9 protein-coding genes are annotated in these 14143 nt (G+C 47.7%); 6 read left to right on the forward strand and 3 right to left on the reverse strand.

Annotated elements, in window-relative coordinates; genetic code table 11:
* Positions 1–9 precede the first annotated feature (9 nt).
* Positions 10–7464, forward strand: coding sequence for a beta-ketoacyl synthase N-terminal-like domain-containing protein (locus AADZ70_RS04555; protein WP_342007786.1), 7455 nt, complete (start codon positions 10–12; stop codon positions 7462–7464).
* A 139-nt stretch (positions 7465–7603) separates the two neighbouring features.
* Here the strand turns inward: AADZ70_RS04555 and AADZ70_RS04560 are convergent, their stop codons facing one another.
* Positions 7604–8815: a cytochrome P450 gene (locus tag AADZ70_RS04560; RefSeq protein ID WP_064779007.1), complete on the reverse strand. Its 1212-nt coding sequence runs from the start codon at positions 8813–8815 to the stop codon at positions 7604–7606.
* Positions 8816–9172: 357 nt separating this feature from the next.
* On the opposite strand from AADZ70_RS04560, the gene AADZ70_RS04565 reads away from it, so the two are divergent.
* Positions 9173–9541, forward strand: coding sequence for a NucA/NucB deoxyribonuclease domain-containing protein (locus tag AADZ70_RS04565; protein WP_223152250.1), 369 nt, complete (start codon positions 9173–9175; stop codon positions 9539–9541).
* A 60-nt stretch (positions 9542–9601) separates the two neighbouring features.
* Positions 9602–10357, forward strand: a complete 756-nt coding sequence (locus AADZ70_RS04570; protein WP_095240688.1) for a YoaK family protein — start codon at positions 9602–9604, stop codon at positions 10355–10357.
* Between the two features lie 34 nt (positions 10358–10391).
* On the opposite strand, the gene AADZ70_RS04575 is transcribed toward AADZ70_RS04570, so the two are convergent.
* Both AADZ70_RS04575 and AADZ70_RS04580 read right to left on the reverse strand, forming a co-directional pair.
* Positions 10392–10754, reverse strand: a complete 363-nt coding sequence (locus AADZ70_RS04575; protein ID WP_016936035.1) for a hypothetical protein — start codon at positions 10752–10754, stop codon at positions 10392–10394.
* A gap of 181 nt (positions 10755–10935) precedes the next feature.
* Positions 10936–12264 carry a S8 family peptidase gene (locus tag AADZ70_RS04580; RefSeq protein ID WP_342007787.1) on the reverse strand — a complete coding sequence of 443 codons (1329 nt, stop codon included), beginning with the start codon at positions 12262–12264 and terminating at the stop codon, positions 10936–10938.
* 164 nt (positions 12265–12428) lie between these two features.
* Between AADZ70_RS04580 and AADZ70_RS04585 the strand changes: the two genes are divergently transcribed.
* The 3 genes from AADZ70_RS04585 (at position 12429) to AADZ70_RS04595 (ending at position 14137) form a co-directional block, all read left to right on the forward strand.
* Entirely contained in the window at positions 12429–12662 is a 234-nt protein-coding gene (locus tag AADZ70_RS04585; RefSeq protein WP_016936033.1) for a hypothetical protein, read from the forward strand.
* Positions 12663–12916: 254 nt separating this feature from the next.
* On the forward strand, positions 12917–13624 hold the full coding sequence (locus AADZ70_RS04590; RefSeq protein ID WP_045926688.1) for a poly-gamma-glutamate hydrolase family protein: 708 nt from the start codon (positions 12917–12919) through the stop codon (positions 13622–13624).
* A gap of 60 nt (positions 13625–13684) precedes the next feature.
* Positions 13685–14137, forward strand: coding sequence for an OsmC family protein (locus tag AADZ70_RS04595; RefSeq protein WP_045926687.1), 453 nt, complete (start codon positions 13685–13687; stop codon positions 14135–14137).
* Positions 14138–14143 lie beyond the last annotated feature (6 nt).

Consider the following 14143-nt stretch of genomic DNA (forward strand, 5'->3'; position numbering starts at 1 on the left):
GGGACGGCTTTGCAAAACACTGAAGATCTTCTTTACAAACTATTGGCAGGCCAGCTGAAATCTGTCGGATTCTTTACAGAAAATGAGACACAGCCTGTATTGCAGGGGTTTTACGGCAGGTGGCTGGAAGAAAGCATCTCCATCTTGGTGCAAAAAGGCTTTTTGAAACAGTCAGGCAGTACGTATGTGTTAACAGGTCCGATAGAGCGTGCAGACGTGCTGTGGAAAGAATGGGATGAAAAGAAAGCTCCTTTACTCAAGGACAGCAGCAAACAGGCGATGATCACTTTAGTGGAGACAGCCCTCAGAGCTTTGCCGGATATTTTATCCGGCAGAGTTTCTGCCACTGATGTTCTGTTTCCTGATTCCTCAATGGAATTGGTAGAAGGAATTTATAAAAACAATGAAACGGCAGACTACTTTAATGAAGTGCTCGCTGACACATTGACGGCTTTCATTGATGAACGCCTGAAAGAAGACCCGAACGCAGAAATCCGGATACTAGAGATCGGAGCTGGGACGGGCGGGACAAGCGCGACTGTTTTCAAAAGATTAAAAGAGTACAAACATCATGTAAAAGAATATTGTTATACCGATCTGTCAAAGGCCTTTTTCATGCATGCTGAAAAAGAATACGGCCCCGACAATCCGTATTTGACTTATAAGCGCTTTAATGTGGAGGAGCCCCCGGCTTTGCAGGGTGTAGAGGTAGGTGCATATGACGCGGTGATTGCGGCAAATGTGCTTCACGCGACAAAAAATATTCGGCAGACGCTTCGCAATGCCAAAGCGGTGCTGAAAAAGAATGGGATTTTGCTATTAAATGAGATCAGCAGCCATTCGGTTTATTCTCACCTGACATTCGGTCTTTTAGAAGGCTGGTGGCTGTATGAAGACGCCGAACTGCGTATTCCCGGGTGCCCGGGGCTGTATCCTGAAGCGTGGCAGTCCGTGCTGGAAAGCGAGGGATATCGGTACGTTACATTTATGGCGGAACCGTCACATCAGCTCGGCCAGCAGATCGTGGCGGCAGAAAGCGACGGCGTCATCAGGCAAAAACAGCAGGATGCGCAGGCGGCTGAAGAAACTGCAGCTTCCAAAGAGCCGGCTGATTTCACAGAACCGGCTTTCTCAGTGACAGACCGGACCGTGCAATTCATAAAAGAAACGTTAGCCAATTCGATAAAGCTTGCTCCCGAGCGCATTCAGCCGGAAACGAGCTTTGAAAAATACGGCATTGACTCCATTTTGCAGGTGAATTTCATCCATGAACTGGAAACATTGACGGGCGAGCTGCCGAAAACGGTCTTATTTGAACACACCAATACGAAAGAACTTGCCGAGTATTTGCTGGAAACTTACCCGGATAAGCTTCAACAGGCATTTGGAGCTGAAGAAGCGCCTCCTGAAACGGAGCATCCGGAACCTGTAATGGCTGAACCGGTGCCGCTCGTCACGGAAACGCGGCGATTTATCACTGAACCAAAAGAGCCGGACGCGCCAAAGCCAGAAAAAGAAACCGCCGCCGCTGATCGATCTGAACGTGACGACATTGCCATTATCGGCATCAGCGGCCGCTACCCGGAGTCTGAAACCCTCGATGAGCTGTGGGAGCATTTAAAAGCCGGAGATAGCTGTATTTCAGAAGCCCCGGAAAACAGATGGAAATCCGGTCTTCTGAAAACAATGGCAAAAGAAACACGAAAAGAAGATCGCAAAACAAGGTACGGCGGATTTCTGCAGCATATTGACGCTTTTGACCATCACTTGTTTGACGTTAAGGAAGACCATGTGATGGAGATGACGCCTGAGCTCCGGTTAAGCCTTGAAACCGTATGGGAAACATTTGAAAACGGCGGCTACTCGTTAGAAAGATTAAACAAATGGCAGGAATCAGACAGCGGCATCGGTGTATTTATGGGCAGTATGTACAATCAATATTTCTGGAATATCCCGTCATTGGAAAAAGCAGCGCTCAGCTCTAACGGAGGGGATTGGCATATCGCCAACCGCATTTCTCACTTTTTTAATTTAACGGGTCCGAGCATGGGCGTTACGACCGCATGCTCCAGCTCACTGAGCGCCATCCATCTCGCCTGTGAGAGCCTGAAGCTTAACAGCTGTTCCATGGCGATTGCCGGAGGGGTCAATCTCACGCTTGAACCGTCTAAATACGATGCGCTTGAACGGGCGAATTTGCTTGAACAGGGAAGTGAAAGTAAAAGCTTCGGAACCGGCACAGGCCTGATGCCGGGAGAAGGGGTCGGGGCAGTGCTATTGAAGCCGCTCTCCAAAGCGGTTGCCGACAGCGATCATATTTACGGCGTCATTAAAAGCAGCGCATTGTGCCATAGCGGCGGAAGGCAGATGTACACGGCTCCGGATCCGAAACAGCAGGCGAAGCTCATGGCGGCTTCCATCAGCAAAGCCGGAATCAATCCGGAAACAATCAGTTATGTTGAATCAGCGGCAAACGGCTCTGTATTGGGAGATCCGATTGAGGTCATTGCCCTGACAAACGCGTTCTCGCAATATACCGGTAAAAAACGTTTTTGCGCGCTTGGATCCGTCAAGTCAAATCTCGGCCATTTAGAGGCGGCTTCCGGTATGTCCCAGCTCACGAAAGTGCTGCTGCAAATGGAGCGGGAAACGTTAGTTCCGACGATTAACGCAAAACCGCAAAATCCGAATATCTCGCTTGAAGAAACGGCCTTTTATCTGCAGGAGAAAACCGAGTATTGGGAGCGTCTGAAGGATACAGAGACGGGAGACATCATCCCGCGGAGAAGCATGATCAATTCCTTCGGGGCAGGCGGGGCATATGCAAACCTGATCGTAGAAGAATATATCAGTCCGAATTCCGATCATGACCGTCACGGCAATGAGGAATATATTTTCCCCGTGTCAGCGAAAACGAAATGGAGTTTTGAAGCCTATCTTGACAGGCTGGCGGCTTTTTTAGAAAAAACGCCATCTCTTCATCCGGCCGCCATTGCATCCGCTCTGCAAAAAAGAACGCATCATTCGGAGTATCGGGCGGCATTTACGGCTTCTTCCGTACAGGAACTGCTGAACGAGCTGGCCCCTTACCGCGCGGATCAGCCGGGGCGGAGCCGCTCCGATTCTGCCGTCGGCCATCGGGCGCGGCAATGGGAAAAAGGAGAGAATATCGCATTTGATCAGTTGCAGCAAGAGCACGCCGTTCATCTGCCTGCTTATGCTTTTGACCGCCGGACTTCTTTTCAGTTCGGTGAATCAGAAAACGCTGCCGGCGTTCAGGTGATATACAGTGATGATGATCCATATGTGCAGGGGCATCAATTTAGCGGAGAACCTGTCCTCGTCGGCGCAACATACAAAAGCCTGGCAGCCGAGCAGTTTTATCATCTCTTTCCTGAAGCGGAAGGAGGACAAATTAAAAAACTGAATTACGTCAATCCCATTGCCGTAAAAAAAGGCGATCGCATCGAGCTGAAAACTGAATCGAAGCAAAACGGGGATGCATTTGAACTGAGCATGATGTACCGCAGCCGCACGTCTCCTGATTGGAGCATAGCGGCGTATGCCGAGTGCAGTCCGTATCCGTTTCAGAAGCAGCACGTAGATCTGGCGGCCATTCAGCGTTCTTACCGGGAAGCGGGGATAGATAAGTTATACGGCGACGGCACGGGAACCGTCGTGTGGGGAGAAGAATTTAAAACGATCACACGCCTGTACAAAGGCACTGATGCGGTGTTAGCAAAGCTGAACGTGAATAATATCGGCTCACAACAAGCGCATCATTACGCCATAAACCCGTTAATCGCCAACAGTGCTTACTTGGCCGCGCTGTCTTTATTAGACCAAGCCGATGCGGAAAGCTATCTGCCGTTCGGCATTAATGCCGTCACCTTCAGCAGCCCGGCAGATCTCGATGATTGCTGGCTGCACATCAAGCTGGCCAAACAAACAGGGGAAATGATCCTGTTTAACGCAAATGTCATCAGCAGCCGATCTGAAGTGGTGATGTGTTATGAAGGCTATGCCCTGAAACGGTTCCGTCCGGAAGCCAAACAGATCAATCAGCCGGCCCGAACGGCTCTTAAAAGCCCGGGGGATCTGGTTTCTGCCGGCAGTCTGACAGATCATATCCGCAGCTATGTCCTTGGCAAGCTTGCCAAGATGATGAGTGAACCTGTGCCATCCCTGCGTTCTGATGTAAATATTATGGAATTGGGGCTTGATTCAGCGAGCCTGATCGGACTGACAAAAGAGATCGGCCAAGAGGCAGAAATCGATGTGAATCCGACATTGTTTTTCGAGTACCCGACGGCAGAAGAGCTGACCCGCCACTTCGCGTCAGCGTATGAGAGCAAGTTTTCTCAATTGCTTGCCGATCACAAACATACAGAAGAGGCTAAGGTCACGGAAACAGAAGAGCGCACTTTGCCGAAGGAACAGCATCGGCCTTGTGATAACGGTAATATCAAACAAGGAATCGCCATTATCGGTATGTCAGGCCAGTTTCCGCAATCTCCGGATATCCAGTCTTTTTGGGAGCACATTGTAAACGGAGATCACTGTATTTCAGAAATTCCGGCGAACCGCTGGGACTGGCGCCGTTACGCCGATGATGAGGATGACACAGGTCTCAAATGGGGCGGTTTTATTGACGGCGTCGGAGAATTTGACCCGCTCTTTTTCGGAATTTCTCCTAAAGAGGCTTCACAAATGGGGCCGGAGCAATTTCTGCTTTTGATGCATACATGGAAGGCAATGGAGGATGCGGGCCTGACGAGTAAGACGTTATCAAGCAGACCGACGGGCGTTTTCGTTGCCGCGGGCAATAGCGACCCGAACAATGGAACAGCCATTCCGTCCATTATTCCGAACAGGATATCATATGCCTTGAATTTACAAGGACCGAGTGAATATTACGAGGCGGCCTGCACGTCAACACTAGTGGCTTTGCACAGGGCGGTTCAATCAATCCGTCATAACGAATGTGAGCAGGCTGTCGTGGGCGCCGCCAATATTCTGCAATCGCCGAAGGGCTTTATCGGTTTTGATTCAATGGGATATTTAAGCAAAAACGGCCGGGCGAAATCCTTCCAAAAAGATGCCGATGGCTTTGTCAGAAGTGAAGGCGCGGGCGTCATCATTATCAAACCGCTTGAGGCGGCAATTGAAGACGGCGATCATATTCACATGGTCATAAAAGGAACCGGGGTGTCGCATGGCGGTAAAGGCATGTCGCTTCACGCGCCGAATCCGGCGGGGATGAAGGCTGCGATGAAAAAAGCGTACGAAAACACCGATGTTGACCCGCAAACCGTCACATACATTGAAGCACACGGCATCGCCTCCGAAATGGCAGATGCGCTTGAGTTCAATGCAATCCAAGCGGGTTACGGCGATTTTACGAATGAGGAGGAAAGCGCGCCTTGTTACATCAGCACCGTGAAACCTTGCATCGGTCATGGCGAACTCGCTTCCGGACTGGCCGCCCTTATAAAAGTGGCGATGGCCATGAAACATCATACCATCCCGGGGATTCCCGGTTTCACAGCCGCAAATGAGCAAATGACCAATCAGCAAAGCCGCTTCCGATTCACTGAAGACAATCAAGAATGGACACAGCTTACCGACCGTACAGGCAGTCCGATTCCGCGCAGGGCCGCAATTAACAGCTATGGATTCGGCGGCATGAATGCGCATGTCGTTTTGGAACAGTACAGTCCGAGCCCTAAAGACAAAGAATCTGTGCATGAACCGCAGCTTATCGTGCTTTCTGCTAAGAGCGAAGGCCGACTTAAGGCGGCCGCAGGTCAGCTGGCCGATTTCATACAAGCTGAACATACTCCGTCACTGCGGGATATTGCTTATACGCTCCAGACCGGCCGCGAGGCGATGCATTGCCGCCTGGCATTTGTTGCCCGCAATCAAGATGAACTGCTGGAAAAGCTGAAAGATTACAGAGAGTTTTCAGGAGAAAGCAATGGAGTGAAAAGCTTCTTTACCGGCAGTCAGCAGACTGGAGCAGGAGACATCGGCATTTTACTGGAAGGGACCCTCGGTACAGTCGTCACGGAGACGCTTTTGGCTGAAAATAATCTGGAAAAGCTGGCATTTTTCTGGGTGAAAGGTGCGGATATACCGTGGGACAGACTTCATCAAGGCAAATCTGTTCAAAGAGTGCCGCTTCCGACATATCCTTTTGAAAAACAGAAGTATTGGAACGGCAGTCAGACAGAAGACATCAGCCTTGAACCGATTCTAGAGAATCAACAGTTCCGCCGCGGGGGCGCGGCTGAAATAGTGGCTGACATTTTAGGAATGGACGCAGCGGAAATGGACCCAAATAAGCCGCTGACTGAATACGGCTTCGATTCAATGTCCTGTATTCAGCTTCTGAAAAAACTTGAAGACACAGACTGCCGAGTAAGTCTGGAAGCTCTTCAGAACTGCGGCACTCTTCAGGAGCTCAGCTTGCTGTTAAAAACGAACCAATCGCAGGATGGGGAAGGGAAATTTCCCGAACTCGTCAAGCTCAATGAAAGAGAAACAGGACGTCCTGTTTTCTGGTTTCATGGAGGAACGGGAGGCGTCGAAGCGTATCAGCCATTCGCCAAAAAAAGCCAGCGTCCTTTTTACGGCATTCAGGCAAGAGGTTTGACAGGGAAAGATCCGCTGCAAGGAATCGGAGAGATGGCCGCTTCTTATGCGAGAATCATTCAAGCGGTACAGCCGAAAGGCCCTTATGACCTCGGCGGATATTCCTTGGGCGGAATGCTCGCATATGAAACGGCGCGCCTTTTGCAGGAGGAAGGTCATACGGTGAAAAGCGCCGTCATGATTGATACCCCGTATAGTGAAAAATGGAAAGAAAGAAAACCATCTGTCAAGTCAGTCATGCTGCAAACGATCAATACGATGCTTACGGCATATCTCAAGCCTGAAAATCCTGAAGACGCATTAATCAGCAGGGAAGACATTAACGTGCAGGCTGGGGAAGAGGCTGTATTGAATGAATTGATCAGCCTTGCCAAAGAGCGCGGACTGCCAAAACCGGAAGATGCGATCCGGATGCAGCTGGAGCAAATGATGAAGACGCAGCTTGCTTACGGAATGGAAGAGTATGATATGAAGCCGCTGCCGCATCCGGAAACGCTGCAGTGCTACTATTTCCGTAATAAAAGCGGCTTGTTCCTCGGAGATCTTGAACGTTATCTGACAGCAGAGGAAGAACAAAATCTGTTAGACCATGAGGCGTATTGGGAAGAATGGGAACGGCAGATAAAACAATTTCACCTGCTGGATGTTCATTCTTCTAATCATGTTACAATGCTGTCGGAATCAAAGCCGCAAAACGCCATTAAGGCATTCTGTGAAAAACTGTACGCAAATAAAGGAACGATAAGCGCCAATTTCCTTAATTCTTTCAGAAAAAAGCTGGACGAAACAAATGAGTTGGTAAAACGGTAATATAGAAAGAGCTGCCGGAGCAATCCGGCAGCTCTTTTTGACTAATGAGAACTAAATTTACTATGTACTAAATTTTCATATTAATTTGTTGTTTCCTGTTAATAAGATATTTAAAAACCCCCAAATATGGGGGCGGATATTATAATCTGACAGGCAGTGCTTCAAGCCCTCTTAAAAACACATTCTTTCTCCATGATAAATCCTCAGGCGCTCCCTTCAGCTCTATATTCGGAAACCGTTTTAAAAGCGCTGTAAAGGCAATGGATGCTTCCATCCGGGCGAGCGGAGCTCCGAGACAGAAATGAATGCCGAAGCCGAAAGAGATATGGCGGTTCGGTGTTCTCGCTATATTTAATGTATCAGGATCATCGAAATATTCCGGGTCCCGATTGGCTGAACCGATGCCGATAAATATCATATCGCCTTTTTTAATGGAAACATCTTTATAGGTGAAATCTTCAATCGCCCAGCGATTCGCCATCATGATGACGGGAGAGGTATAACGCAAAAGCTCTTCGACCGCCGTCTGGATAGTTTCAGGCTGCCGCTTTATATTCTCCAGCTGGTCTTTGTGCAAAAGAAGCGCCAGTGTGCCGGAGCCGAGGAGGTTAACCGTTGTTTCAAGTCCGGCAACAACTAACAAAAACAGCATGGAATAAAGCTCTGATTCACTAAGCTTTTGGCCGTCCTCTTCTGCGTAAATCAGCTTGCTCGTCAAGTCTTCACCCGGATGTATTCTTTTTTCTTCGATCAGTGTTTTCATATATTGTTTAAACTCTCTGAGCGCCTGATTGGTCGCTTCTCGTCCGCTTTCTGACGTGTCGACCATCGCGTTTGTCCACACCTGAAATGAGGCGCGGTCCTCTTTCGGAATTCCGAGCAGCTCTGAAATGACGATAAACGGAAGCGGAGCGGCGAAATCTCTCATGATATCAGGATCTGTTTTTGTTTCCATTTCATCCAGCAGCTCTTCTGTAATCCGTTCTATCCCGGTGCGAAGCTGCTCAATCATCCGGGGAGTGAACCCCTGATGCACCAAAGACCGCAGGCGTGAATGATCCGGCGGGTCCTTTGCCAGCATATGCTCTGATACAAAATCTATATCTTCACTGACATTCAGCTTTGCGATCAGCTCCTTCGGCATGACCCGTTTTACATCTCTCGTAATTCTGCTGTCCTTTAAAAACGCCATACAATCATCATAACGCGTGATGAGCCAAGCCGGAAAGGTGCCTCCGAAACGCTGCAGTTCGAATTTATGTATGGGATCCTGCTCTCTGAATGTGCTTAAAACCGCAAAAGGGTTCTCGTGAAACTCGGATGAGTGTGGATGAAACATTATTTTTTCCATCGTGATTTCCCCGCCTTCATGTTTTTAAGAAAGACTTAAGACATAACAAACTGCCGGTGCCTGCCGGCCGATCGGCATTCCTCCTTTTATCCGCTGAAGACACTGATTACAACGGCGCATAAGTATGTCTAATATATAAGGAATCAGAAGCTTGTTCAATAGAAAAACCGTAAAGCCGTCATTTTCGTTGGTTATCACCAAAACAGCAAACTTTTTTTACCAATTCATCATGTGTGCCGAATCCGGCTAATATACATATTTACGCTTCATATCAACTTCTTAAGGAGGCTGTGAATGACTGCGTTTATGAAATGGGCGGCAAGTCTGCTTTTGGTGATCTCTCTTCAGTTCAGCTTTATGAGCGCCGGCACTTCGGAGAATACTGCCCGAGCCGCGTCCAGATACGATCAGGTGCTTTATTTCCCGCTGTTAAAATATCCGGAGACGGGAAATCATATAAAAGACGCCATTTCGGCAGGGCACTCTGACATTTGTACAATTGATCGCGGCGGAGCTGAGGATAGAAGGAAAGAATCATTGAAAGGAATTCCGACAAAGCCCGGATTTGACCGTGATGAATGGCCGATGGCGGTCTGTACAGAAGGCGGAGCTGGAGCTGATATCAGATATGTAACACCTTCGGACAATCGCGGGGCCGGCTCATGGGTTGGAAATCAAATGAGCAGGTATTCCGACGGCACGAAAGTATTATTTATCGTTCAGTAATCTTCTCCGGCGCGCCGGAGTTTTTTTATGCTATGAAAAGGCGGCGTACCGGCTGGACATATGAAATGGCGAAGAGTAAACTTATATGTTGGACTCAGCATGAGAAAGGATTGGATCACATTGCCGGTGACTACATACCGAAATATTGCACTTTTGCTTCTTTGTTTAACTGCGGGAATTGTGGATGTGATCGGTTATTTAAGTTTAGGACACGTCTTTACCGCCAACATGACGGGGAACATCGTTTTGTTCGGCATGGCGATCGGCAACTCATGGCACCTTGCCGTACTCAAATCTTTAACCTCGTTAATCGGATTTATTGCAGGCGTTATTGCCGCGGCTTGGCTTGTCGGCAATAAACAGAAATCATTCTGGCCCCCTGCGGTCACTGCCGCATTGATCATTGAAGGGGCTGTTTTGCTTTTGTTTGCTCTGTTCTCCTGCTTTTTTGCAGAATCCATTTCTGTTTATGTGCTGATTATGCTGCTCAGCTTCGCAATGGGAATGCAGACAACAGCCGCGAGAAAACTTGGTGTAGCCGGGATTTCCACGACTGTATTAACGGGGACGCTTGCTAATTTTTTTGAAGATCTCACCGCAAGGTTTTACAAAGCGGACAAGCGGAAGCAGTTTACGAGAGATGCGGTATTGCGCGCGCTTGCCTTGGTGCTGTATTGCTTTGGGGCGGTTATCGGCGCATTTGCCGAACCGAATTACAAATTCGCCGTGATCTGGCTCCCGATTATCATTATTTTAGGTATTATGCTTTGCGCATTTACAATGTTCCACGGTTACTCGGAAGAAAAAAAACAATAAAAAAACGCCGCTGATTCACGGCGTTTTTTTCGTTTTATTGCTCTTTTCGGGTCCCGATTGTATAAACGGCCCGATCTGTATGTACCTTTAATCCGTCTTGCTCTTTTTGGATGGTAATCTCGCCGAGCAAAGGGATTTCATACGCATCTTGAGGGAGCGGGACATTTCCTTCCTCCGTATAGGTTGTGCCGTGTCCTTTTAGGACGAGTTCTTCGTCAGCTACATAGTCATCGGGATGATTTGTCCGGCGGACGAGAACATCATCAAGGTGAAGCATGATCTGGTCCATATCAGAAATCTCGTTCCGGCTGTCTGTCAGCTCTCCTTTTCTGATATCAAGCGTTTGTCCGATCTGCTTTTGCAGCCATTCTGACAGTTCGGTGTTTGTAAGTGCCATTGATATTCCTCCTTTTATCTACACCATACTTATTCCCTATTTTTTTAGAAATACACTGCTCCGCTTAATCTTTTTTTCTGACAGCCGGTTTTAAGAGTTACTAGTTTCTTCATTATAATTGTTTACTAAAAACGGGGTCATCTTCCGGTGCAGACGACCCCGTTTACTCATCATATAAAGATTATTCTTTCGGCACGGCGTTTTCGGCGTTCACTGCACCCGCTCCGTAAATGTTCGGATCTTCATTTGTCCATTTATCCGGACTTTCCTTGATCAGTGTTTTCACTTCGTCAGGCGTAAGCTGCGGGTTCTGCTGGAGGATTAAAGCAGCAATGCCCGCACAGATCGGAGTGGCCATCGACGTGCCCGACAGACTGAAATACAATGACCCTACACGATTTGATTTTTGTAATTTGTCAAGGTATGAACGAGGTGAACGAAGGGACACGATATCGACTCCGGGCGCGAGAATATCAGGCTTTTCTTTTCCGTACACCGTCGGGCCGCGGCTTGAGAAAGAAGCAGCCGTATCGTCTTCATTCGCGGCCGTATCATTGTCATCATAGGCGCCTACCGTGATGACCTTCTCACTGACGCCGGGGCTTGAAATCGTTTGAGCTTCCGGACCGGAATTGCCCGCAGCGACGCAGACGACGATTCCTGCGTTCCATGCTTCTTCAACGGCCTTGACGAGCGGATCGTCCGTTTCTTTGTCATATCTGAGCGCTTCTCCGCCCAGTGACATGCTGATGATCCGGATCGGATTGTCAGTGTGTTTTTTATTATATTGTATGCACCATTCCACACCTTCAATGATATCAGCCAAGGTTCCCGATCCGGTTTTGTTTAAAACTTTGACACCGATCAGATTGGCTTCCGGCGCGGGTCCCTGATATTTTCCGGAAGACGATGCGCCGCTGCTCGCGATATCACCGGCGCAATGGGTGCCGTGGCCGTTGTCATCATACGGTTCCGTCCTTTGATTCACAAAGTCTGCAAATCCGGTAATTCTTCCTTTTAAATCGGGGTGCTGATAGATTCCGGTATCAATGACGGCAACGGTTACGCCTTTTCCTGTTAATACGGTTCCGTTTCGGGTCACTTCTTTTGCATGGGTTGATTCGGCTGCCGTATCGAGAAGTGCTTTTACTTCCCGGTTTAAATAGACTTTACGGATATCCCGGCATTGAGAAAGAAGCATGTGAAGGGCGGCCGGGGTGACTTCAGCGCTGCAGCAATTAATTGTGTGAAACTGCTTTTTGATCGTGCAGCGTTTCTCATTTGACAGGACCTGGCCTGTGCTGTGAAACCCGGATTCATGGCAGCCTTCCTCGAATTCAATGATGACTGACATTTTCTTTCTGTTTTTCACCTTTTTTTCGAAAAAACGATGGAGAAAGCAAGGCGTCCATTTGAAAGGTTTATATAACTGTAATACATTTTCTCTGAGCGGCCCGTCCAGCTTATGAGCATTTGACCGAACCATTTGTACCATTGAGTAACCAAACATATATATTTTTCCTCCCATTCTGGCGATTCTCTCTATACCATATGAACAGGCAGTATATTCGGTCCGTTTGTTTGTCCTTTCAGAGAGCTGGTTACTTGCGGCTTTTTCATTTGAAAAAGAACGTTTGTTCGCTTATAATGAAACCGACAGAAGGAGGTATATACATGAACATAATATTGAGACATTCCTTGGAAAAGCAGCTTCCGATTGATATTATATATATGAAAAAAGACGGCTCCATTTCAAAACGGACCATTATTATTAAAAAAGGGGATGAGCGGGCTGTAACGGCATTTTGCTGTACAAAAAGGCAGATGAGAACTTTTTTGACGGGCTCCATTCTGTCCTGCGCATTTGCTTCGGGAGACGGATATTCATTTTTAAAAGCGTATTCTTGATGCCGGATGTTTCCGGCTGTGAATCTCCCGCCCCTGAAAATTCGGGCGTTCCTCCCTTTTTTTTTGCCTCTCTCAACCTTTTTTCACTGATGCCCGGCATTTGAGCGCCTGAACCGTGACCATCAATTGATTTTTCGAAACCGGGAAGTTTTTCACTGATGATAATGTTAATAGAATGTTAAGATAAGACCTATTGACAAAAATCCAAATAATGAATATCTCATTTTTCAGAAAGGAGCAAAGAAGGAGAGCTGATGAAAAGAATTATACTTAATGTCATCATTATCGTAGCAATGGTCTTACTAATAAGATGTGCTCACTATGCGTCAGACCCTGATCCCTCGAATTCTTCAGATACATACACAGATTTTAAAGATCTGGCTGAACATGAAGACCCCGATGATTATCATATATCGTACAATAAGCGAGAGGGGAGCCCTGTATTGATCATGTCGCCGCACGGAGGGAGGATTGAGGGCGGGGTGAGCGAGATCGTCCGCTCTTTCAGAGATGATTATTCAACCTACCTGTTTGAGGGGTTAAAAGCGCATGATAACCAGACTCTTCATATTACGAGCACCAAGTTCGATGAGCCTTTAGCAGTCGAAAGCATTAAGCAGCACCATTATGTGATCGCAGTTCACGGTTATAAAGGCGACGAGAAAAATACCCTTGTCGGAGGAAGCGACCGGAAGCGGGCGGAAAAATTGGTGAGAGCTTTCAAACGAAATGGATTTCCTGCAGAATTGGCAACCTCAAAAACCGGTCTGGCCGGGGTTGACACAGAAAATATCAATAATCAGGCGCAAACAGGTCTGAGCATACAGCTTGAGATCAGCAGAGAACAGCGGGAAGCGTTTTTTGATAATTTCGACTACCGTGAAAGAGAATTCACAAAAACAGACGAATTTTACCGGTTTGTCCGTACGATAAAAAGAGTGATCAATCAAGAGTATTCATGAGCTTATCATAAGACAAACCAGTGAAAGATGAGTAAACTTGAAAAAAAGGAGGATGGTCCCTTGGCAAAACATCATTTTTATTTAAAAGCAAATTGGCCGGGAAATCGGAATGACGTCGGCGACATTAAAAGCGGCCGGCTGGAAACGGCTGTGTCCATTCCTAAGGAAATGGACGGTCCGGGAGAAGGCACAAATCCTGATGAGATGCTGCTTGGAGCGGCCGCGACCTGTTATATTATAACGCTTGCGGCAATGATGGAAAGAAGCGGTCTGGATAAAGAAGAGTTACATATGGAATCTGAAGGAATTGTAGATGTAACAAACGGTGTGTTCACGTATCAAAAAATCATTCACCGCCCGTTTATATTATTAAAGCCGGATGCAAACGAAACGGATTTTGCACTGGCCAGGAAGTTAGCGCAAAAAGCGGAATCGTCGTGTATGATTTCACGAGCGGTTCAGGGAAACGTGGAGATGGAGCTTGAGGTTGAAGTAAAAGCCGCCCGCGCATGACGAATT

Origin of the sequence: Bacillus sp. YBsi01, assembly GCF_038406745.1 — a bacterium.
GTDB lineage: Bacteria > Bacillota > Bacilli > Bacillales > Bacillaceae > Bacillus > Bacillus siamensis.